At 63.1% G+C, this 20496-nt stretch carries 23 protein-coding genes; 6 read left to right on the top strand and 17 right to left on the bottom strand.

Annotated elements, in window-relative coordinates:
• Positions 1-34: 34 nt before the first annotated feature.
• Genes ccoS through ccoN form a run of 8 tightly spaced genes read right to left on the bottom strand, consistent with a single transcriptional unit; the run spans position 35 to position 8017 of the window.
• On the bottom strand, positions 35-190 hold the full coding sequence (ccoS, locus tag IPM06_09065) for a cbb3-type cytochrome oxidase assembly protein CcoS (GenBank protein MBK8770565.1): 156 nt from the start codon (positions 188-190) through the stop codon (positions 35-37).
• Positions 187-2493: a cadmium-translocating P-type ATPase gene (cadA, locus tag IPM06_09060; GenBank protein MBK8770564.1), complete on the bottom strand. Its 2307-nt coding sequence runs from the start codon at positions 2491-2493 to the stop codon at positions 187-189. Before cadA ends, ccoS begins: the two co-directional genes overlap by 4 nt.
• An 18-nt stretch (positions 2494-2511) precedes the next feature.
• Complete coding sequence (locus IPM06_09055; GenBank protein MBK8770563.1) at positions 2512-2988, bottom strand: FixH family protein; 477 nt, start codon at positions 2986-2988, stop codon at positions 2512-2514.
• Positions 2985-4559 (bottom strand): cytochrome c oxidase accessory protein CcoG, encoded by a 1575-nt coding sequence (gene ccoG / locus IPM06_09050; protein ID MBK8770562.1) that lies wholly within the window; start codon positions 4557-4559, stop codon positions 2985-2987. The genes IPM06_09055 and ccoG overlap by 4 nt, the downstream gene beginning before the upstream one ends.
• Positions 4560-4590: 31 nt before the next feature.
• A complete protein-coding gene (gene ccoP / locus IPM06_09045) occupies positions 4591-5463 on the bottom strand; it encodes a cytochrome-c oxidase, cbb3-type subunit III (GenBank protein ID MBK8770561.1) in 873 nt (290 codons plus the stop codon).
• 6 nt (positions 5464-5469) lie between these two features.
• On the bottom strand, positions 5470-5622 hold the full coding sequence (locus IPM06_09040) for a cbb3-type cytochrome c oxidase subunit 3 (protein MBK8770560.1): 153 nt from the start codon (positions 5620-5622) through the stop codon (positions 5470-5472).
• A gap of 11 nt (positions 5623-5633) precedes the next feature.
• Positions 5634-6380, bottom strand: coding sequence for a cytochrome-c oxidase, cbb3-type subunit II (gene ccoO, locus IPM06_09035; protein ID MBK8770559.1), 747 nt, complete (start codon positions 6378-6380; stop codon positions 5634-5636).
• Positions 6381-6394: 14 nt separating this feature from the next.
• Positions 6395-8017: a cytochrome-c oxidase, cbb3-type subunit I gene (gene ccoN / locus IPM06_09030; protein ID MBK8770558.1), complete on the bottom strand. Its 1623-nt coding sequence runs from the start codon at positions 8015-8017 to the stop codon at positions 6395-6397.
• Positions 8018-8193: 176 nt separating this feature from the next.
• Between ccoN and IPM06_09025 the strand changes: the two genes are divergently transcribed.
• On the top strand, positions 8194-8679 hold the full coding sequence (locus tag IPM06_09025; GenBank protein ID MBK8770557.1) for a hemerythrin domain-containing protein: 486 nt from the start codon (positions 8194-8196) through the stop codon (positions 8677-8679).
• Positions 8676-10040 (top strand): oxygen-independent coproporphyrinogen III oxidase, encoded by a 1365-nt coding sequence (gene hemN / locus IPM06_09020; GenBank protein ID MBK8770556.1) that lies wholly within the window; start codon positions 8676-8678, stop codon positions 10038-10040. Before IPM06_09025 ends, hemN begins: the two co-directional genes overlap by 4 nt.
• A gap of 3 nt (positions 10041-10043) precedes the next feature.
• Here hemN and IPM06_09015 read toward each other — a convergent pair whose 3' ends face one another.
• Positions 10044-10838, bottom strand: a complete 795-nt coding sequence (locus IPM06_09015; GenBank protein ID MBK8770555.1) for a Crp/Fnr family transcriptional regulator — start codon at positions 10836-10838, stop codon at positions 10044-10046.
• Between the two features lie 241 nt (positions 10839-11079).
• On the opposite strand from IPM06_09015, the gene IPM06_09010 reads away from it, so the two are divergent.
• Positions 11080-11475: a DUF4396 domain-containing protein gene (locus IPM06_09010; protein ID MBK8770554.1), complete on the top strand. Its 396-nt coding sequence runs from the start codon at positions 11080-11082 to the stop codon at positions 11473-11475.
• 27 nt (positions 11476-11502) lie between these two features.
• Complete coding sequence (gene cueR, locus IPM06_09005; GenBank protein ID MBK8770553.1) at positions 11503-11952, top strand: Cu(I)-responsive transcriptional regulator; 450 nt, start codon at positions 11503-11505, stop codon at positions 11950-11952.
• 1 nt (position 11953) lies between these two features.
• On the opposite strand, the gene IPM06_09000 is transcribed toward cueR, so the two are convergent.
• Entirely contained in the window at positions 11954-12805 is an 852-nt protein-coding gene (locus IPM06_09000) for a bile acid:sodium symporter family protein (protein MBK8770552.1), read from the bottom strand.
• Positions 12806-12899: 94 nt separating this feature from the next.
• Here IPM06_09000 and IPM06_08995 point away from each other — a divergent pair, with 94 nt between their 5' ends.
• Both IPM06_08995 and IPM06_08990 read left to right on the top strand, forming a co-directional pair.
• Entirely contained in the window at positions 12900-13499 is a 600-nt protein-coding gene (locus IPM06_08995) for an SCO family protein (GenBank protein ID MBK8770551.1), read from the top strand.
• Positions 13499-14038: a TlpA family protein disulfide reductase gene (locus IPM06_08990; GenBank protein MBK8770550.1), complete on the top strand. Its 540-nt coding sequence runs from the start codon at positions 13499-13501 to the stop codon at positions 14036-14038. Before IPM06_08995 ends, IPM06_08990 begins: the two co-directional genes overlap by 1 nt.
• 2 nt (positions 14039-14040) lie before the next feature.
• Here the strand turns inward: IPM06_08990 and IPM06_08985 are convergent, their stop codons facing one another.
• The 7 genes from IPM06_08985 to IPM06_08955 are packed head-to-tail and all read right to left on the bottom strand — an operon-like array spanning position 14041 to position 20454.
• Positions 14041-14877: an ABC transporter permease subunit gene (locus IPM06_08985; GenBank protein ID MBK8770549.1), complete on the bottom strand. Its 837-nt coding sequence runs from the start codon at positions 14875-14877 to the stop codon at positions 14041-14043.
• Complete coding sequence (locus IPM06_08980; GenBank protein ID MBK8770548.1) at positions 14874-15350, bottom strand: protein NosL; 477 nt, start codon at positions 15348-15350, stop codon at positions 14874-14876. The genes IPM06_08985 and IPM06_08980 overlap by 4 nt, the downstream gene beginning before the upstream one ends.
• A 3-nt stretch (positions 15351-15353) precedes the next feature.
• Positions 15354-16220 carry an ABC transporter ATP-binding protein gene (locus IPM06_08975; protein ID MBK8770547.1) on the bottom strand — a complete coding sequence of 289 codons (867 nt, stop codon included), beginning with the start codon at positions 16218-16220 and terminating at the stop codon, positions 15354-15356.
• Positions 16221-16224: 4 nt separating this feature from the next.
• Positions 16225-17202: a NapH/MauN family ferredoxin-type protein gene (locus IPM06_08970; GenBank protein MBK8770546.1), complete on the bottom strand. Its 978-nt coding sequence runs from the start codon at positions 17200-17202 to the stop codon at positions 16225-16227.
• Positions 17199-17999, bottom strand: coding sequence for a 4Fe-4S dicluster domain-containing protein (locus IPM06_08965; protein MBK8770545.1), 801 nt, complete (start codon positions 17997-17999; stop codon positions 17199-17201). Before IPM06_08965 ends, IPM06_08970 begins: the two co-directional genes overlap by 4 nt.
• A complete protein-coding gene (nosD, locus tag IPM06_08960) occupies positions 17996-19273 on the bottom strand; it encodes a nitrous oxide reductase family maturation protein NosD (GenBank protein MBK8770544.1) in 1278 nt (425 codons plus the stop codon). Before nosD ends, IPM06_08965 begins: the two co-directional genes overlap by 4 nt.
• Complete coding sequence (locus IPM06_08955; protein ID MBK8770543.1) at positions 19273-20454, bottom strand: hypothetical protein; 1182 nt, start codon at positions 20452-20454, stop codon at positions 19273-19275. The genes nosD and IPM06_08955 overlap by 1 nt, the downstream gene beginning before the upstream one ends.
• Positions 20455-20496: the final 42 nt, after the last annotated feature.

The following is a 20496-nucleotide window of genomic DNA, read 5'->3' as shown; positions in this document are numbered from 1 at the left end:
GCGGGGGCGGATCCCGTGGTGAACCGTGCGGGGATCAGGGACGCGGCTTGTCGTCGTCGTCGCGGAGGATGCGGACGGCAGCGCCATCCAGGTCCTCATACTGCCCCGAAGTCAGGCTCCAGAGGAACGCACCCAAGCCGAGGGCGCCGAGCCCCAGGGCGACGGGAATGAGGAAGGCCAGGTTGGTCATGCGTGGGCCTCCTTGGCCAGAGGCGCGATCATAGACTGCGGGGAACCGGCCTGTACAGCCGCAGCCCCGGCCTCGGGCCGGAGCAGGTGCAGGCGCAAGCTGTTGGCGACGACGATGATCGAGGAGCTCGACATGGCGAGGGCCGCAATCAGCGGGTTCAACTGCCCCGACATGGCGAGCGGCACGGCCAGCACGTTGTAGACAATGGCAAGCGCGAAATTCTGCCGGACCACCCGGCCCGTGGCTTGCGCCACGCGATGGGCAAAGGCCACGGCCGTGAGGTTGTTCTGGGTCAACACGAAATCTGCTGCCGTGCGGCCGATGTCGGAGGCCGAGGCCGGGGCCATGGACACATGTGCCGCAGCAAGGGCGGGAGCATCATTGAGGCCGTCCCCCACCATCAGCATCTTGCGGCCCGCCTGTGCGGCGGTCGTCAGGAAGGCCAGCTTGTCGCCGGGTTTCAGTTCGGCATGAACGTCGGCAATGCCCAGTTCGCGGGCAATGGCCGCGACCTGCGTCTGGCCGTCGCCGGAAAGAAGTGTCACGGGGAGATGGCGCTGCTCCAGTGCGGCCACGAGCGCACGGGCACCGGGACGGGTGCGTTCGGTGAGCGTGGTGAGCCACAGCTCGTCACCTTCCATGGCGAAGGCAACACCCTGCCCTGTTGTACTGTCACGGCGTTGGGCAATGTCCGCCACCCAGGTGCCGCGGCCAAGACGCACGCGCTTTCCGTCGAACAGGCCTTCGACGCCATTGCCCGGAACCTCATGCAATTCGGTGACGCGGGTTTCGGCTAGACCTTGCAGGTGACGCGCCAGGGCGCGGGCGGCGGGGTGGACACTGCGCAAGGCGAGCGCCTTGGCCACGGCGGCGACAGCGCCTTCGGGAATTTGGCAAAGGGCAACGGCGGGTTCGCCGGTCGTCAACGTACCGGTTTTGTCGAAGGCGGCAGCGTCGATCGCGGCCAGGCGCTCGAGTGCAGAACCATCCTTCAGGAGAATGCCATTGGCGAAGAGGCGGCTGGCGCTGACCACATGCGCTACGGGCACAGCAAGGCCGAGCGCACAGGGGCAGGTGATGATGAGGACCGCCACCGCGACGGTGAGGGATTGATGCCAGTCGCCACCGGTCCACAGCATCCAGCCCGTGAAGGAGGTGAGTGCGAGGAGGTGCACGACGGGCGAATAGATCCGCGCCATGCGGTCGGCGACACGCACATAGGACGAGCGGCCGCGTTCAGCCGCGGCCATCATCTGCGTCACTTCGGCGAGGAAAGAATCCCGGGCGGCGCGGGTGGCGAGCATGTCCACGGGGCCGGTGAGGTTAAGCGTTCCGGCTTCGACGCCGGAACCATCGGCGATGCGCTGCGGTTCGCTCTCGCCCGTCACCAGCGCGCGGTCCACGTCGCTTGTGCCTTCGACAACCGTGCCATCCACGGGGAAGCGTTCGCCGGCGGAGACGCGCAGCCGCATGCCGGGGTTGATGGCATCAAGCGCCATGTAGGTGAGTTCGCCCGCCTCGTTCACCACGAAGCCGCCCTTGGAGGAGAGGCGCGCGAGATTGCCTGCCGCGGCACGGGCACGGGCGCGCATGAGGTGATCCAGCACGCGGCCAATCAGGAGGAAGAACAGCAGCGATGTGGCGGCGTCGAAATAAGCGTGTCCGCCGCCAATGAAGCTTTCGTACATCGACATGCCGGTTGCGAGCGTCACGCCAAGCGAGATGGGCACGTCCATGTTGACCCGGCGGCGGCCGATGGCGGCAATGGCCGACCGGAAGAACGGCATGCCGCCATAGGCGACGCAGGGAATGGCGATGAGCGCCGAAATGAAATGGAAGAGTTCCTTGGTGGCGCCTTCGGCACCGTTCCACACCGGAACAGACAGCAGCATGATGTTGGCGGCGGCAAAGCCCGAGACGGCAAGCGAGCGCACCAGCACCTTGAATTCAGGATCGCTGCCACCTGCTTCCTCCGCCGTGAGCGACTGCGTGGCGTAGCCCAGGCCTTCCAACGCCTGCAGCACCGGCAGGAGGCTGCGGTTGGTATCGTCGAGCGTGACAGACACCCGCTTCATGGTGAGGTTGGCGCGCACGTCGGTGACGCCGTCGATCTTCGTCACGCTGTCTTCAATGGTGTTGATGCAGTTGCCGCAATGGATGGCGGGTGCGGACAGGAGATAGGTGACGCGGCCATCCACCAGTTGCTTGCTGTTGGCGCGCAGGTCTTCCAGCAATGCAATGCGGCTCGCGGACAAGGTCTCGCGGGCGGAATCGCTGATCAGCGGTGCGGCGCAACAGGACATGGCACGGCGCTCCCGTCCTCAGCCCTTGATGACGAGACGGACGGGACGCGTCCACTCGCCGTGGCCGGGCAATTCGGCTGTCACGGAACCCGTCCACTGGCCCAGCGCCAGGTCCTGCGGCGCCTCGAAGGTGCCGGAGGCGCGTTCGGCCAGATCGACCACACGGTCTTCCCCCTCGTTGGAGGGACGGCCAATGGCCAGCTTGACGTTACGGGCCATCACCGGCTCGCCAGCGCGGGTGTGCAGGCGCACACGCAGCGTGCCTGCTTCGAAGGTCACGTCGGGATGCACATCAACAGCCTCCATGGCCTCGAGCTTCTGGGTCTTCTCATTGAATTCCTGGCTCGCAACATAGGAGTTTTCGACGACAAGGCCGGTCCAGCTGTGGCGGGCGAAATAGACCATCGTCATGTTGGCGGCGAGCACCACGGCGAAGAAGCCGAGCATGATGGCCAGCATGTGCTTGCCCGTGAACTGACGTGTGCCGTTGCTCATTTCATGTTCTCCGGAACTTCGAAGATCGCTTCATAGCTGTCGGTTTCGAAGGACTGCTTGTCTGAAACGACGATGCGGAAATTCGTCTTGCCCGGCTGGAGCAGTTGCGCCGGAACTGAGACGAAAACATGGAGGGCGCGCAATTTGTCGGGCTGGACTTCAACGTCCGCGCTGCGGCCGACGACCTCCGGCATTTCGGCGATGGCCATAGACGCACCCGGTGGGCCCTCGATGGTCAGCGTGATGGTGCGGGGTTCGGGCACCATGTTGAGGATCTTCATGGTGTAGCCGTTGCGCACGGCACCGTCCGAGAGCTTCACGGCAATCGGGTTGCGATCGTGTTGCACGTTCACTTCCAGGCGGTCGCGGGTGAGCAGGAGGAAAAGAAGGCCGACGCCGATCAGTGACCACATGCCCAGGTAGATCAGCGTGCGGATGCGGAAGAAGATCTTCCAGTCAAAGTGCTTCAGGCCATCGATGAAGCCGCCGCCGGGCTTGTGCACGCGGGTGGGATCGATGCGGCCCCAGACGTCATCGGTGGCGTCCGGGCAGGCGATGTCCATGTTGTGGTTGTAGTCACGCAGCGTCGAATAGCCGATCAGGTCGCGCGGCTTTCCGATCTTGTCCATGATGGCATTGCAGGCATCGATGCAGAGGGCACAGGTAATGCATTCGAGCTGCTGGCCGTTGCGAATGTCGATGCCGGTCGGGCACACGGCGACACAGGCGTTGCAGTCGATGCAGTCGCCCACGGCGAGGCCGGCGGCAGCGGCCTTCTTGGTGCCGGCGGTGCGGGGTTCGCCGCGCCAGTCGTTATAGGTGACGACGAGGGAATCCTCATCGAGCATGGCCGCCTGGATGCGCGGCCACGGGCACATGAAAATGCACAGCTGCTCGCGCATCAACCCGCCGAAGATATAGGTCGTGGTGGCGAGGACGCCCACCGTCGCATAGGCGATGAAGGGCGCGTCACCCATCACGAAGCTCTTCAGCAGCGTCGGTGCATCGGCGAAGTAGAATATCCAGGCGCCGCCGGTGGCGAGCGAGATCAGCAGGAAGATGAGATGGGTGAAGCTGAGGAGAGACAGCTTGCGGAACGACCACGGCGCCTTGTCGAGCTTGATGCGGGCGTTGCGGTCTCCCTGGACGAGTTCCTCCACCTTGATGAAGAGATCGGTCCAGACCGTTTGCGGGCAGGTGTATCCGCACCAGGCGCGGCCCACGACCGAGGTGACGAGAAAGAGCCCCACACCCGCCATCACGAGAAGACCGGCCACGAAGTAGAATTCCTGCGGCCAGATCTCGATGAAGAAGAAATAAAAACGCCGGTGGGCCATGTCGAGCAACACGGCCTGGTCCGGCGCGAAGGGACCACGGTCCCATCGTATCCAGGGCGTCAGGTAGTAGATCCCCAGCGTCACCGCCATGATGATCCACTTGAGCCTGCGAAAGGTTCCCTCCGCGCGTTTTGGAAACACCTTCTGGTGCGCCGCGTAGAGGGAACTTTGGGTCTTGGCCCCCGTATTGACGGCCTTGACGTCCTGGGTGTCGATGATGGTGTGCGTGGTCACTTTTGCTTACGTACTCTCTTCGAAGGGTGACTTACTGTCCGCCACCCAGCGACAGGACGTAGGCGGCCAGCGCCTTGACCTTACCCTCGCCCAGCTTCGCGTTCCAGCCCGGCATCATGCCATGGCGGGGAGCGGTGACCTGGGCGGTGATGCCTTCAAGGCTGTCGCTGTAGAGCCATACGGCGTCGTTGAGCTGGGGCGCACCAAGGTCCTGGTTGCCTTCACCCTTTTCACCGTGGCACGAGGCGCAGTTCTCGGCGAAGACGGTCGCACCGGCGGTTGCCGCGGCGGCGTCATGTTCGAGATTGGCGATCTGGCGCACATAGTTGGCCGCAGCCGTGATCTTGTCGGCCTCGAGCAGGCCATCCTTGCCGAAGTTCGGCATGATGCTGTCACGGGTATCGCCGTTCGAGGTGTCACGGATGCCGTTGCTGATGGTCTGCACCACCTGGTCAGGCTTGCCGCCCCAGAGCCACGAGTCGTCGTTCAGGTTGGGGAAGCCGGGTCCGCCCTGTGCACCCGAACCGTGGCACTGCACGCAGTTCACCTTGAAGAGTGATCCGCCGGCAGCGATCGCGAAGGTGCGGGCTTCCGGATCGGCCATGATGGCATTGATGTCCATCGCGGCGATCTTGTCGTTCAAGGCCTGGCGGCCCTGGTCGACGGCGGTCATCTGGTTGCGCAGGTCAGCGCGGCTCGACCAGCCCCACAAGCCATGCGTATAGCTCGTGAGGCCAGGGATTGCCGGATACACGATCACGTAGCCGATCGCCCAGACGACGGTGGCGTAGAGAGTCCACAGCCACCAGCGTGGCAGCGGGTTGTTGAGTTCCTTGATGCCGTCCCATTCGTGGCCAGTTGTATCCACGCCAGACAGTTGGTCAATTTCTCGGTTGCCGGACATGGAAGATTACTCCTTGAAAGGGATATTGGCTGCTTCGTCGTGGGCAGGCTTGGCCGAGGGTCGCACGGCCATCCAGATGACGAGCAGGAAGACGAGGAACATGAAGAGCAGGCCCCAGCTGTCGGCGAAGGTCCGCATGGCGTGATAGTCAACGTTCATGGCAGCCTCCCTCAGCGTTCGTTCTCTTCCGGCTTGTAGGCCGAGAAGTCGACGAGTGTTCCAAGTACCTGCAGGTAGGCCACGAGGGCATCCATTTCGGTGAGCTTCGCGGCATCGCCGTCGAAGTTGCCGATATTGGCCTTCGGGTAGCGCGCGGTCACGCCGGCGCCATCCTGGTTCGGATCGGCCTGCGCCACCATGTCGGCAGCAGCATTGTCGATCTGTTCCTGGCTGTAGGGCACGCCCACGACCGTCAGTGTCTTGAGGTGTGCGCCGATCGCCTGCGGATCAAGTTCATTGCTGGCGAGGAAAGCGTAGGGCGGCATGATCGATTCCGGCACAACGTCGCGCGGATTCTTCAGATGCTGCACATGCCAGTCGTTCGAGTACTTGGCGCCGACACGGGCGAGATCCGGGCCCGTGCGCTTGGAACCCCACTGGAAGGGGTGGTCGAACATGGACTCGGCCGCGAGGCTGTAGTGTCCATAGCGCTCCACCTCGTCACGGAAGGGGCGGATCATCTGCGAATGGCAGACGTAGCAGCCTTCGCGGATGTAGATGTTGCGGCCCGCCAGTTCGAGAGGCGAGTAGGGGCGCATGCCCGTCACCTTCTCAATGGTGTTCTGAAGCCAGAACAGCGGAGCGATTTCCACGATGCCGCCGATTGTCACCACGAGGAGCGACAGGACGAGGAGCAGCGTGACATTGCGTTCGATCTTGCTGTGGAAGCCGAGCGCAGGTGCGTTGTTGGTAGCCATAGTCTTCTTGCTCCTTATTCGGCAGGCTTCAGGGCGGGCGCTTCGGCACCCATCGGGACTTCCGCACGCACGTCGCCGCGGATGGTCTTGTAGACGTTGTAGATCATGACCAGCATGCCGACGAGGTACAGCAGGCCGCCGACGACGCGCATCACGTAGTAGGGATGCATGGCAGCGGTGGTTTCGGCGAAGCTGTAGACCAGGAAGCCCTGCTCATCATACTCGCGCCACATCAGGCCCTGCATGATGCCGGACACCCACATGACACCGGCATAGACAACGATGCCGAGGGTCGCCAGCCAGAAGTGCCAGTTGACCAGGCGCAGGCTGTAGAGCTGCTTGCGGTTCCAGAGCTTCGGCGTCAGGAAGTACAGGGCGCCGAACGTCACCATGCCGACCCAGCCGAGGGCACCGGAGTGCACGTGGCCGATGGTCCAGTCCGTGTAGTGCGACAGACCGTTCACGGCCTTCACCGACATCAGCGGACCTTCGAAGGTGGACATGCCGTAGAAGGCAAGCGACATCACCAGCATGCGCAGCACGGGGTCCGTGCGGAGCTTGTCCCAGGCGCCCGAAAGCGTCATGAGGCCGTTGATCATGCCACCCCAGGAGGGCATCCACAGCATGACCGAGAAGACCATGCCAAGGGTCTGCGCCCAATCCGGCAGAGCGGTGTAGTGCAGATGGTGCGGACCGGCCCAGATGTACATGAAGATCAGGGCCCAGAAGTGCACGATCGACAGGCGGTAGGAGTAGACCGGACGGCCAGCCTGCTTGGGCACGAAGTAGTACATCATGCCAAGGAAGCCAGCCGTGAGGAAGAAGCCCACGGCGTTGTGGCCGTACCACCACTGCGTCAGCGCATCCTGCACGCCCGAGAAGGCGGAGTAGCTCTTGACGCCGAGGAAGGACACCGGAACAGCCATGTTGTTCACGAGGTGAAGCATGGCGATGGTGACGATCATCGACAGGTAGAACCAGTTGGCCACGTAGATGTGGGGTTCCTTGCGGGTGATCAACGTGCCGAGAAAGACGAGAAGGAAGGCGACCCAGACCACTGTGAGCCACAGGTCAACATACCATTCGGGTTCGGCGTATTCGCGGCCCTGGGTGATGCCCAGGAGATAGCCGGTGGCGGCCAGGACAATGAAGAACTGGTAGCCCCAGAACACGAAGGACGGAAGCCAGCCGCCCCAGAGACGGGCGCGCGTGGTGCGCTGCACGACATAGAAGGCCGTGCAGATCAGCGCGTTGCCGCCGAACGCGAAGACCACTGCGGACGTGTGCAGCGGGCGCAAGCGTCCGAAATTGAAGAAGGGCTGAATGTTGAGTGCGGGCCACGCGAGCTGCGAGGCCACGAGCACACCGACCAGAAGGCCGGCCGTGCCCCAGAAGAGCGTGGCGATGACCCCCCAGCGGACGACATCGTCATTATATCCTGTCGTATCCGCCGCCAAGGCAGCGGCGCCAGCGGGGCCGAAGCTCACGCGGCGGAACATGAACACGGCGCCGAGTGCCAGCACCGTGAAAGCGATCCAGAAGTGGACCTTGAAGAGAGCATCTTGCCCTAACGCGGCACCCAAAAGTGCCAGAAAGGCTGCCACAGCGACAGCGATTGCAGATGTACCGTTTCTCATTGTGGCGAACCTTTCCAGCCAGTCATGGTTTGCATTGCGCGGGTCGGAGGGAACCAATGGGATGACCCACGTATGCACTGCGGGTTGTGGCAGTGCGGCAAAACCGTGACCTTGATTCAGATCAACGACGCAAAAGTCGCCAGCGGTCAATTTGCCGCAACAGGAAATCCACCCGCATGACGCCCACCACAATGCCATCCCCCGACGTCACTGAAAAACATCCGGCCGCAGGCATTGCCAACACCATGCAGCACTATCTGCGGGAGCAGGCGCGCTTCTGCGATCGCCTGGAAACAATGGCGGATTTGCTGCCCGATGGCGTCAATGACCGTGACTGCCTTCTCATGGCGCAGAACATCGTGCCGCTGGTCAAGCGGGCTCACGAGTTCGAGGAACAGACCGTCTATCCCCTCCTCGCGGCCACCCCGGACATGACGCCGGAACTGCTGGCCACACTCGAGCGGCTCCGTTTTGAGCATCTGGGTGACGAGGAATTTGCCGGAGATCTGTGTGTTTCCCTGCGGCAGTTCGTCACCGACCGGGAGCGGTGCAACGTCGAATCACTCGCGTGGATGTTGCGCGGCTTCTTTGAAAGCCTGCGCCGCCACGTCGCCTTTGAACGCGAGCACGTGCTGCCGCTGGTGGAGAAACACGCCGCATGAATATTGTCTTCAATCCGGACGCCGTCCTCGCGAAATATCCCGAGAGCCTGCCGCGCTACACCAGTTATCCGCCGGCGAATCATTTCCAGCCCGGCGGCGGTGCGGCGCAGCGCGATGCCTTCGTGGCCGCCGTCGATGCCGCGCCTGCGGTTTCCGCCTATATCCACATTCCCTATTGCGACCGCCTGTGCTGGTTCTGCGGCTGCCATACCAAGCAGACGCTGCGCTACGACCCGGTGCGTACCTACGTCACCGCGCTCATTGCCGAAATCGGCATCTGGCAGCAGCGACTGACGCGAAAGCCCCGGCTTTCGCGGCTGCATCTCGGCGGCGGCAGTCCGAGCCTGCTTCAGCCGGACGACCTGAAACGCATGCGCGAGGCGCTGGACGGTGCTTTCATCATCGACGGCGAAACGGAAATCAGCCTCGAGCTTGATCCCTCGGACATCCGCGAGGGCAGCATCGCCGGTTACATGGATTTCGGCCTGACGCGCGCCTCGATTGGCGTGCAGGACTTCGATCCCGAAGTGCAAGCCGCCATCAACCGCCCGCAAGGCTACGACATCACGCGGGGACTGGTGGAAGCGCTCCGCGCGGCCGGTGTGAAGTCGATCAACATCGACGCACTTTACGGCCTGCCGCTGCAGACCATGGAACGCCTGCAGAAAACGATTGCGCAGGTGATCGAGATTGCCCCGGACCGCATCGCGCTGTTCGGCTATGCCCACGTGCCGTGGATCAAGCCGCACCAGAAGTTGATACGCGACGAAGACCTGCCGGATTCGCGGCAACGCTTTGCCCAGGCCCGCATGGCTGCCGAGATGATCCGCGCCGCCGGCTACGAGGCATTGGGCATCGACCACTTCGCCCTGCCGACAGACAGCCTCGCCATCGCCGCCCATGAAGGGCGCCTCAACCGCAATTTCCAGGGCTACACCGACGATCAGGCGGATATCCTGCTGCCGCTCGGTCCCTCCTCCATCGGCCGCTTCGCCGATGGCTATGTGCAGAATGACTCCGCGACCGGGCAATACATGGCAAAGGTGAATGCGGGTGGCCTCGCACTGTCGCGCGGCATCAGCCTCACCAGCGATGACAAGTTGCGCGGCTGGGTCATCGAACGGCTGATGTGCGATTATGCCTTCAGCCTGACAGACGTGAGTGCCCAGTTCGGCGCGCCGGCGGACGAGATCATAGACTTGGCCAAACGCCTTGCGCGCGAGGACCAGGACGGCTTGTGCGAGATTGCCGATGGACTGTTCAAGATCACGCCGGAGGCATGGCCTTTCGCCCGCATCATCGCTGCCCGGTTTGATGCCTGGCTGGCGCTGGCACCGCGCCAATACTCGAAGGCCGTGTAACGCTCAGGCGTTGTCCTGCTCGGTCATCTGGCGGAGACGATTGAGCTCCGGCACTTCCACCGTGCGGTTGTTGTGGATGTTGATCACCCCGGCATGGCGCAGCTTGGTCAGCTGGCGGCTCACGGTCTCGATGGTGAGGCCGAGGAAGTCGGCGATGTCCGAGCGCTTCAGGGGAATGTCGAAACTCACGCCGCCCTCGTTGGAATCCAGTTCCGGATCGGCATGGGTGGCGATGAGATAAAGGAAGCTCGCCACTTTTTCCGATGCGGTCTTGCGGCCGAGTGTGAGCATCCAGTTGCGCGCCTCGTCCAGTTCCTTCAGGGTCTGTTCGTGCAGGCGGCGTTCGAGGTCGGGTGAGGAGCGGACCAGCGTTTCCAGCGTACCCGCAGGGAAGGAACAGACCTTCACGTCGGTCGCCGCTTCCACTGTCACGTCGCTCTGCCGCGCAAAAGGCCGGCCCATGAAATCGGGCGCGAACTGGAGGCCCACGATCTGCTGGCGGCCGTCGGCGGTGAGCTTGCTCAGCTTGACGACGCCGCTCAAGATGTTGGCCTGGCGGGGAATGTCCTGGCCCACGGGGGCGATCTCGCTCTCGGACGAAAAAATCTGCTTGGTCGTGTGCTTGCTCAGTTCCACCAGTTGCTCAGGCGAGAGCGCGCCGCAGATACCACGGTGACGGGCTTCGCAGGCGCGGCAGACCACGGGCACATCGGAGTTGTGCACGTCCTTCCGGGTCTCGTTGTTCTTGAGCACGTCTCTCTCGCTTTTAAGCGTGGCCGGAATTCGCCGTCGAGCCATCTTATAGGCGGTGAAACTCATAATTCAACCAACTCCCCGTGTACCACCGCCGCTATTAAACGCCGCAGTTGTGATTCATGGGGCCGGGTTTGGAAATATTCCCTTGACCTTCCCAGCATGGGAAGCACCATAACGCTGTTCATCCCGGCATTTTCCGGGCCACATCAGGTGGAGAACGCAGTTGAAATACGACCCTTCCGGCTCCCTCCCGCGCCTTGCCTTCCAGGCGACGCTGCATTGCATGACAGGTTGTGCCATCGGCGAGATCGCCGGCATGGCCATCGGCACGGCCCTTGGCCTCGGCGCGTGGACGACTGTCGGCCTTGCCGTCGTCCTGGCTTTCATCAGCGGCTTCGGGCTCACAATGATGCCGCTCTTGCGCAGCGGCATGGCCTTGCGCCAGACCCTTGCGGTGGCGCTGGCAGCCGACTTCGTGTCCATCTCCATCATGGAACTTGTCGACAACGCGGCAATGTTGATCATTCCCGGCGCAATGGCGGCAGGTCCTTTCGACAGCCTGTTCTGGATCAGCATGGCGGCTGCCCTTGGGGTGGCGTTTGTGGCGGCCTATCCGGTCAATGTGTGGATGATCGGCCGGGGGCAAGGCCATGCGGCGGCTCACGCGCATCATCATTGAGATGAAACCCCAGCGGAGACTTTCCCCATGAACATCGGTGAAGCATCGGCGGCGACGGGCGTGTCAGCGAAGATGATCCGCCACTACGAACAGACAGGATTGATCAGGCCGGCCTTGCGCAGCGGCGCCGGGTACCGGGTCTATGGGGACGCCGATGTGCACGACCTCCGTTTCATCCGCCGGGCGCGCGACCTCGGCTTCAGCACCGCGCAAATGGCGCAACTGATGAAGCTGTGGCGCGACCGGTCGCGCGCCAGCAGTGACGTGAAAGCCGTGGCGCTGGCGCATATCGGCGAACTGGAGGCGAAGATGCAGGCGCTGCAGGACATGACGCGGGCGCTCCGTCACCTCGCGGAGCATTGCCATGGCGATGCGCGCCCGCATTGCCCGATCATCGAAGACCTGTCGGCCGCAGGGGCAACACCGGCCGACGAGGGCCGCAAGGCCCTGGGCAAGGGCTTCGAGGTGCTGCGTTAGATCAGGCCGCCACGCCGCCATCCTGCAGCTGCCGTTGCGGGCGGTTGCTGGCTACCAGCGCCAGGGCCGTCAGGTTCATGACAACGGCATAGATCAGTGCCGGAACGGCCAGTTCGGCCCGGCCCAGAAGCGACGTGCAGATGAAAATCGCGATGGCGGCGTTCTGCAGCCCCGTTTCCACGGCAATGGCAAGAGCCTGGGTACGCGATATGCCGTGCACCAGGCGGGTGGAAAGGGCGAGCAGAACGGCACCCACGTTGAGCATCACAACGGCTGGTCCGGTCTCGCCCGCGTGCACCAGCAGCACCTCCCGGTTCTGCCAGAAGGTCGCGAGCACGATGCCGGCGAAGACCAGTTTGGCGGGTCGGTCCAGTGCTGCTGCGATTGTGCTTGCGCGCGCTTCTTTGGAACGCCGCACCAGCATCCCGGCTGCCAGCGGCACGGCCGTGACAGCCGTCATCACCAGTGCCATGCGCAACAGGCTGGTTGTGCCGATCTCGATGCCGCTCAGACCCAGCAGGGCCGGAATGGTGAGGCTCGCAGCGAGGCTTGTCACCAGCGTCATGGCGGTGGAGAGGGCCACATCGGCACCCGCCAGCAGGCTCACATAGTTTGAGGTAATGCCGCCGGGGCAGATGGCGATGATCATGAGGCCAAGGGCGATATCAGGCGGAAGGTGAAGAAGCCGGATCAGAATCCAGGCCAGCGCCGGCAAGACCAACATCTGCACCACCAACCCCGCCAGCAGGGCGTGGGGGGCGCGAGCAGTTGCTGAGAGATCCGCTACCGCAAGCCGCAGGCCGACGGTGAACATCAGGAAGGCGAGGGCAAGGGGCAGGATCAGCGCAAGCATGTGTCTCTCCGTTGCCTTCCGATATGCCCTGAAGGCACCCCTGCCCCTGACCAAAGTCAAGGGCAGAACCAGGCCGGCGACCTAGAACAGCCACATGATGAATACCCTGATGTCCCGCCGCCACATGCTCGTGGCCTGTGCCATGCTTGCGGCCGTTCCTGCCGCCTTGGCCCAGGAGGCCCCGGAGCAACCTGCCCGCCGCTTCATGATGGAGGACGCCACCACCGGCAATGTGGTGGATGATGACATCTTGCTGGGCAAGGTCTCGCTTCTCTATTTCGGCTACACCCACTGCCCGGACATTTGCCCCACCAGCCTTGTGCAGATGGCGGATGTGATGAAGGCGATGGGCGATGACGCGAAGAAGGTGCAGCCCATCTTCGTCACCGTCGATCCGGCGCGCGATACCTCTGCCGTCATGCGCGAATATGTGAAGAGTTTCGATATCCGGATTGTTGCACTTCGCGGACCTGCGCCCTACACCGACGCCATGGTCAAGGCCTATAATGCGCAATACGAGATCCAGAAACCGGGCGGCGATGATCCGCTGCTCTATACCGTCGATCACACCGCTTCGATCGCCATGGTGGGTGCGGACGGGGCGCTGTTGAAACGGTTCCCCTATGGCATCGCCACCGCCGAGATGACGGCGGCAGTCCAGGCCGCCGTGAAGGCCATTCCGGCAGCACCGTAGTGCTGACGCGCAGGGCCCTCGTCGCGGGCGGTCTTGCGGCTGTTGGAGGATGTGCCGTTGCGCGGGCGGAAGATGCGCTCTCGGCGGCGGTTCTCGCCATCACCCATGCCACGCCAAAATCACTCGACGGGATTGCGATGACGGGACCTGACGGGCCTGTGCGCCTCACGGATTTCCGTGGCCGTCTGGTGATCCTCAACCTGTGGGCCAGCTGGTGCCTGCCATGCCGGCGTGAAATGCCGAGCCTTTCACGGCTCGCTGGGGTTCTCACGGGAAAGCCTGTGGTGGTCTTGCCGCTCTCCTTCGACCGGCGCGGCCTTGAAGCGGTGACGGAATTCTACGCGGAGCTTGGCCTCACCAACCTGCCCCGGCTCGCGGGCGATACGGCGAACCTGCAGGCGGTGAACGTGGGACCGGGACTACCCGCCACGCTGGTCATCGATGCGGCAGGGCTCATGCGCTGGTCCGTCACAGGCGAAGCCACGTGGGATGATGCGGATACGCTCCGCTGGCTTTCCGCGCTATTGCCCGCCGCCTGACATCAGACGAGATCGGTTGAGCGGAAGCGCCAGAAACCAGCAGCGGCCGCGACGACCCCCAGCACGGAAGGATAGACCAGGGCCCAGACGACGTATCCCGGCACGCCGAAGCGGTCGAGGATGATGTAGGAGGCAGGCCCCAGCAGGATGAGCTGCGGATCGAACAGGATCATGCTGGCGGTGCGGAAAGTCTGCAGCGGATTGGCCAGCGCGATGCCGACAATGAAGGCGGGATCGAACTGCGAGCGGATGAGGATCGACAGCAGCAGCAGGTCCAGCAACGCCACCAGCAGGAGCCAGATCACCAGCGACGAGCCGAGCGAGACTTCCGTCGAACGCGCCAGGCTTGAGAGGAAAAATCCGAGGCCGAGGAAACAGGCGGCCAGCGCGCAGACGAGGCCCGCATAGAGCGACACCTGCATCCACGGCACATCATGGCCGCGCAGTTCGCCATAGACGACGGCGAAGGCGAGTGCCGCCAGCACGGGCACGACAATGAGAATCAGCCGGCCCAGGAACTTGCCCCAGTACCAGTGACCAAGCCGCATGGGGAAGGCGAGCATGTATTCGAGGTTGCCCACTTCCCGGTCACCCACCAGCGAACGCGCTGTCGTCACCAAAATGAAGAGCGGCAATACTGCCATGGTGATCTGGATGTAGGTGACGAGCAGCCGCGAAAGCCCCGTGAAGCCGAGCACGCGAGATTCCGAAATGCCGGTGAAGGCCAACAGCAGCATGAGGCCGAAGAAGACGGCGGCATAGAGGAAGAACCAGCGGGCGCGCAGGGATTCCTGCACCTCCAGCCGCGCGGCGACGCGTAGTCCCGAGGGGTGGCTCATGTCTTGCTCACGTCCGGTTCAAGGCAACGGCTGGAAAGGCCCTTGGAGAGCACGGCCTTGCGCGCCTCCTCGAATGTTACAGCGCCACTGCGGGCGTCCGCCACCGCGGCATAGCCATAATCCATGGGCGTGATGGCGCCCGAGGTGAAACTTGCCTTGCGGGCATCAAGCCAGGTGGTGCCATCATCGGAATTCATCACCCAGAATTCGGCAATGTCGGCGTCCTCCCACTTGGCGGACTTGAGCCATTGCGCGGCGCAGCCGAAGTCATCGAATTTCATCAGCGCCTTGTCCTTGACGATGCGGATTTCCGTGGCGAAATGCGGGTCGGAAATGATCATGCCGCACATGGTGCAGCTTTCGCGGCTGTAGTGGATTTCCTCGGCGCCCTCCGCCTGCTTCATGCAGCCGGAGAGGGCGAGCGCGGTGAAGGGCACGAAGCCAATGAACACGCGTCTTGTGCAGGGCTGCATGGGTCAGCGTCCTTTCCGGCGGTGGCTTTCCACGTCCATGGAGAATTTTTCGACAAGGCCGGCATAACGCGAGAGCATGGAGAGGAAGCGGAAGCTCTCGGCCGCGGGAACCTGGCCGGTGAAGGTGAGGTCGCCCTTCGCCGTCAGTCCCCAGGAGAGGAAGGCGCGGGCCATGGGTTCGTGCATCTCGCGCAGCACCACCATGCAGGCATGCTGTTCACCAGCCGACAGGCGGTCAGCCACCGCATCGTCCAGCACCACCTTGCCGCGGTCGAGTTCAACGACGCGATTGACCAGCGGCGCCACCTCTTCGAGGCGGTGGCTGGCGATGAGCATGGCGCAGTCCTGACGGGCCGCCAGCAGTTCGATGAAGGCGCCGCGCGCGGCGGGATCGAGGTTGGCTGAGGGTTCGTCGAAAATCAGCAACTTTGCCTCGCGGGCCAGCGCCACCGTGACCAGAATCTTCTGTTTCTGCCCGCCGGAGAGACGGTAAAAGGGCTGGCGCGCCACGGCGTCGAGGTCGATGCCCAGCTTCGCCGCCATGCCTTCCATCACGGCACGTTCGGCACCGGTTGTTTCGTGGGCGAAGCGCAGCAGTTCCCCCACGGGCATGCGGAGCGGCGGCGGCAGTTGCGGCACGAAGGCCACCTGGGCCAGCAATGCCGGCTCCCGGCGGCGGGCCGAAGCGCCATCGATGATGATCTCGCCTTCATAGCCATAGTGGCCAAGAAGGCAGCGGAACAACGTGGTCTTGCCCGCGCCGTTCGAACCTACCAGGGCGATGCGGTCCTGCGCCGCGATGCGCAGCGACAGCGCATCAAGCACGGCGCGGCCGTCGAATCTCTTGGTCAGATTCCTGATCTCGATCATCGGCTCAGATCACCTTGTCCAGTCCGCGGACCTTGAATTTCAGCGCCCCCTGCGGGCAGGCATCCACGCACATGCCGCAGCGCGTGCAGTCGGCGCCGATATACTCGAACGTGTCACTGGCGTAGCCCATCTTGGTCACCTCCAGCACATGCGGCACGAGACAGACCTTGCGGCATTCGCCTTCATGCAGGCAGAGCTCCAGATTGTATTCCACCTGCACCGGTGATACCGCGCCGGTGATGCCGTAGCTCAAGCCGATCGGGCACACGTAGCGGCACCAGAAGCGGCGCGAATAGAACACCTCGATCCCCAGCAGGAACAAGACCCAGAAGATGGCGACGGTCGGCCCATAGATGAGGGCGCGCGAGACGATGCCAACGGGGTTGATGTATTCGTAGATGGTGTAGCTGGTGAAGAAGGCGAGCGCGAGGAAGACTGCCCACAGCACGGTGCGCAGTCCGCGGTGGAAGACGTGATCCTTGGCAAGCCCGAGGCGCGCCAGCTTGAGGTGGATCATCTCGGCCCATTCGGCCAGCAGGTGATAAGGGCAGATCCATGAACAGAAGGCGCGGCCTCCCACCAGCCACCAGGCGATGACGACGGTTGCGGTGCCGATCACCAGGTTCAGCATCACCTCCTTGAAGGCGAGCATCACCTGCGCGGCACTGAAGACGTCCGCCATGTGGAAGCCGAAGAAGCGAGACGCCGTGAGCGCACCTTCCACCAGTTGCACGTCGAACCAGTAGGAGATGATGAACAGCGCGTTGAGAATGACGATGGAAGCCCAGCGCCTGTTCCGCCACTTGTTGGAGACGACGGGAAATTCATGCTCCTCGGCGATGCGTTGCTTGCGCAGCTTCACCTGGTCGGGGAGCTTCTTGAATTTCATCATGGCGCGGGCGGCGTCGGTCACTTCACCCTCTTCGGGCTTGCGCGGCGCTGCGCCGAACATCATGGCGAAGGCGTGCAGGAACCACTTCATGCCACGCGCTCCTTTGTCACCTTGGCATCCACGACGATGGCTGCTGGTTCGGCAGGGCAGATCATTTCGCAGGTACCGCAGCCCACGCAGGCGTCATGGATCACAGGGCGGCGGCGGGTGTCGCCGGCGTCGGTGCCCACACTTTCCAGCGAGATCGCACCCGTGATGGGACATTCGCGCACGCAGAGATCGCATATCTCGAGATCATAGGGGTGATCAGCCACGCGCATCGGCGTCCAGCGGTCGATGTCCTCGTAGCGCAGCATGCCCTGGAAGAGATCGCCGCGCGCCAGACCCTTGAAACCCTGTCCCTTCATGGCGAGGCAGGCATCGGGCCGTGCCAGGCGGGCGACACCCATGCGGACTTCTTCCTTGCGGGCAATCTCGTGGGTCAAGGCGCCGGTAGGGCAGGCGAGCACGCACTGCACCGCATCGCAGGAGAAATCGCAGGCCTGCTTGCGGGCATCGATATAGGGCGTTCCCAGCGCGTAGCCTTCATCACCATCGGCGAGCTTGATGGCTTCCACCGGGCAGACCTGCACGCATTGCCCACACTTGATGCAGGCCGCGAGAAAATCATCTTCCTCCAATGCGCCGGGCGGACGCAGGCGGTCGAACAATTGCTTGAGGACGGGGAAGTAGCCGACAAGCGACAGGCCCACGAGCGTCACGCCTGCCCCAACCGAACGGAGGAACATGCGGCGCTTTTCCAACTCGCGGCGGGTGAGGCGCTTCTTCGGCGCCTCGGGAATCATCTCGTCGATCTCGGGATCAGGCCTGGGCGTTGCGTCGGTCATTGCAGCAACAACTCAAGGGCGTCGGTTGGTTTCTTCTTTTCGGCTTCGGCCATGACCGGCGGCTGCACGAGCGGGTTCTGTTCGCGCATCAGCAGGCGCGGCTCACTGAAGGGTGCGAGGCGCTCGATGAAGTCCAGCGCTTCTAGCGCGAAGCCGCCACGGAAGAAATTCGCCTCGCGGTTCTCCATCCAGAGGCGGTCGGCGTAGCTGTAGATTTCAAAGGGACTGTCGCCCTTGCCGTCATGGTCTTCGTCGAAGCCGGTGAAATCGTCCCAGTAGTTCTGCTCCCACGTCTCGCGCATGGCCGTGCCGTTGCCGCGCACCGCGATCTGGGTGAAGTTGGTATTGAAGCTGTTGTTCCTGAACACGTTGGATTCCCAATCTGCCGAGAATTCAACACCAGTTCCGTTGTAGGCGACTTGATTTCGCTCAAATTGGTTGGTGGCGTCCGGATCATAGGGCGACAGGTCGAGGAAGATCCCCACGGCGTTGCCCATGATCTCGTTGTTGGCCGCAACGACGCCGCTGCTCTCCTTCATGCCGATGCCCATGCCGGAGGCTCCCCAGGAGCGCAGCAACTTGTTGCCGGTGATGGTGAGGTCGTTGGAATACATGAGGAACAACCCGACGACGCAGTCGGCGATGTCGTTCTTCTCCACGTTGTTGTGGTGGGCGTACATGAAGTGCACGCCATAGCGCGTGCCGTGGATGCGGTTGCCGCTGATCGTGTTGTCGTGGGAATACCAGACAGCAAAATCGCGGGTGCCGTGGATGAAGTTGTCCTCCACGCGGTTGAAATGGCTGTACCAGAGCCGGATCGAGTCGCCTTTCAGTTCCAGCGGCATGTCCTTGGAGGAGATGTCGTTGCGGCGGAGGATGTTGCTGTCGCCCTCATGCACGTCAATGCCGAAGAGGGTGTTCTCGATGGTGTTGTCCTTGATCAGGTTGTTGTTGCCTTCCACCCGGAGGCCCGCGTCGATGGCATTGTGGAGCCGGCCGGAATTGCGGATCGTGAGGTTCTTCAACGTGGCCTTGTCGGTGAGTAGACGCACGACGGTGCCCTCGCCGCCGCCATCGATCACCACGCCGCTGCTGCCATCGAGGTCGACGGGCTTCGTGATTGTGATGTGTTCGGCGTAGATTCCGGCAGGAGGTTTCACGGTGGCGCCATCCGCCGCGGCGTCAATCAGGTCCTGCAACGGCCCTGCCATGGCGGTCGCGGCCATGAAGCAGGCAGCGCAGGCCGCCGCAATCATTGCCGCCACGCGCCGCATCAGGTTTCAGGTCCCTTTTCTCCGGCCAGCAGCAACTGCTTGCGGCGAATGAGGGCGGCAAGGGCCAATAGCAGGCTCGACGCCACCATCAGGCCGAAGCCATAGTGTGGGTAGGAGTGGGTGGTGAACTGCGCCACCTTGCCATCGCCGAACACGGTCGGCATGAAGGGTTTCAGTGTGAAGGCGCCCATCTCGTTGAGGCGGTGGCCATACCACCAGAGCCAGGCCGAATATTCCGCGAGGAAGCCCAGTGGCAGCACCATGGGCAACAGCACCAGCAGCCAATAGAAGACGCTGCGCACGCTCCACGCGGCAAAGATGAGAAGCGCCATGCCGCCAACGATGGTCGCCGCCAGCAAGACCGAAATGGACTCCATCATGCGGGCCAGCGGATCATTGCGTTCGGGACTGTTGAACCAGCGCGCCAGGCTCTTGTCATAGTGCCAACCCATGACCTGATAGCCGCTGCCATTCCATCGCTCCTGCCCGGAGGCGGGCTTCTTGTTCTGGTCGAGGGAGAAGTTGGCACGCAGGTTTTCGATCAGATCGTCGCGTGAGCCGGAGGAGACGACAGCGTCCTTCTCCTTCTTGTTGATGTCGGCCATGGCCTCCTTCAACTGCTTGACGATGGGATTGAGATTGGAATCGTCGATCTTGTCGGCGGTGTCCTGTCCCAGGGAATTGACGAGGCCTTCGAGATAACCCTGCGACTGATACCTGACGCCGCCGGGCGTGAACATGGTGACGCCCATCCAGATCGCAATGGCGGCGTATCCAGCAACGGAGACGGCCATGCGCGACTTGCGCCCGGGGGCGGCGAAGGCGAGCAGCATCACCACCATCAGCGAGAAGAGGAACGGCGCATAGGCCTTTTCCACCGGGCCACCCGAGGCAATGGGATACATGCCGACGTAGTGGTTGATGGTGTCCATCTCATGGACGCAATCGAGCGCTTCCTTCTCCTCCACCTCCTGCGAGGTGCGGATGGAGCAGCCGTTGCGCACGCTGTCCATGTGGAAGTCGATGCGGATGCCATCGGGGAAGGTGGCTTCCGGATAGTTGGGCGCCGTCAGCGACACCCACCAGGCAGGCGAGAAGAAGGAGGCGATGATGAGCACCGCGGCGATCAGTGTGAACAGGCGATAGACAATGGCCCTGCGATCAGGTGACGAGGTGGTCATCCCGCATTCCTTCTTCCGTTGTTGTTCGTCGTTGTCCGGCTG

The organism is Hyphomicrobiales bacterium (assembly GCA_016710435.1).
Taxonomy (GTDB): domain Bacteria; phylum Pseudomonadota; class Alphaproteobacteria; order Rhizobiales; family Aestuariivirgaceae; genus Aestuariivirga.
This window is presented reverse-complemented; position numbering and strand designations above follow the sequence as displayed.

What these genes read in the sequence shown, in the direction of transcription:
- IPM06_09000 (MBK8770552.1), bottom strand. Translation starts at nt 12,805, where the DNA reads ATGCTTGCGCTGATCCTGCCCCTTGCCCTCGCCTTCCTGATGTTCACC.
- ccoO (MBK8770559.1), bottom strand. Translation starts at nt 6,380, where the DNA reads ATGGCTACCAACAACGCACCTGCGCTCGGCTTCCACAGCAAGATCGAA.
- ccoN (MBK8770558.1), bottom strand. Translation starts at nt 8,017, where the DNA reads ATGAGAAACGGTACATCTGCAATCGCTGTCGCTGTGGCAGCCTTTCTG.
- IPM06_08965 (MBK8770545.1), bottom strand. Translation starts at nt 17,999, where the DNA reads ATGACCGACGCAACGCCCAGGCCTGATCCCGAGATCGACGAGATGATT.
- IPM06_08995 (MBK8770551.1), top strand. Translation starts at nt 12,900, where the DNA reads ATGATGAATACCCTGATGTCCCGCCGCCACATGCTCGTGGCCTGTGCC.
- IPM06_08970 (MBK8770546.1), bottom strand. Translation starts at nt 17,202, where the DNA reads ATGAAGTGGTTCCTGCACGCCTTCGCCATGATGTTCGGCGCAGCGCCG.
- IPM06_08975 (MBK8770547.1), bottom strand. Translation starts at nt 16,220, where the DNA reads ATGATCGAGATCAGGAATCTGACCAAGAGATTCGACGGCCGCGCCGTG.
- IPM06_08980 (MBK8770548.1), bottom strand. Translation starts at nt 15,350, where the DNA reads ATGCAGCCCTGCACAAGACGCGTGTTCATTGGCTTCGTGCCCTTCACC.
- IPM06_09040 (MBK8770560.1), bottom strand. Translation starts at nt 5,622, where the DNA reads ATGAACGTTGACTATCACGCCATGCGGACCTTCGCCGACAGCTGGGGC.
- hemN (MBK8770556.1), top strand. Translation starts at nt 8,676, where the DNA reads ATGAATATTGTCTTCAATCCGGACGCCGTCCTCGCGAAATATCCCGAG.
- cueR (MBK8770553.1), top strand. Translation starts at nt 11,503, where the DNA reads ATGAACATCGGTGAAGCATCGGCGGCGACGGGCGTGTCAGCGAAGATG.
- cadA (MBK8770564.1), bottom strand. Translation starts at nt 2,493, where the DNA reads ATGTCCTGTTGCGCCGCACCGCTGATCAGCGATTCCGCCCGCGAGACC.
- ccoS (MBK8770565.1), bottom strand. Translation starts at nt 190, where the DNA reads ATGACCAACCTGGCCTTCCTCATTCCCGTCGCCCTGGGGCTCGGCGCC.
- IPM06_09025 (MBK8770557.1), top strand. Translation starts at nt 8,194, where the DNA reads ATGACGCCCACCACAATGCCATCCCCCGACGTCACTGAAAAACATCCG.
- IPM06_08985 (MBK8770549.1), bottom strand. Translation starts at nt 14,877, where the DNA reads ATGAGCCACCCCTCGGGACTACGCGTCGCCGCGCGGCTGGAGGTGCAG.
- nosD (MBK8770544.1), bottom strand. Translation starts at nt 19,273, where the DNA reads ATGCGGCGCGTGGCGGCAATGATTGCGGCGGCCTGCGCTGCCTGCTTC.
- IPM06_08955 (MBK8770543.1), bottom strand. Translation starts at nt 20,454, where the DNA reads ATGACCACCTCGTCACCTGATCGCAGGGCCATTGTCTATCGCCTGTTC.
- IPM06_09015 (MBK8770555.1), bottom strand. Translation starts at nt 10,838, where the DNA reads ATGGCTCGACGGCGAATTCCGGCCACGCTTAAAAGCGAGAGAGACGTG.
- IPM06_09055 (MBK8770563.1), bottom strand. Translation starts at nt 2,988, where the DNA reads ATGAGCAACGGCACACGTCAGTTCACGGGCAAGCACATGCTGGCCATC.
- IPM06_09010 (MBK8770554.1), top strand. Translation starts at nt 11,080, where the DNA reads ATGACAGGTTGTGCCATCGGCGAGATCGCCGGCATGGCCATCGGCACG.
- ccoP (MBK8770561.1), bottom strand. Translation starts at nt 5,463, where the DNA reads ATGTCCGGCAACCGAGAAATTGACCAACTGTCTGGCGTGGATACAACT.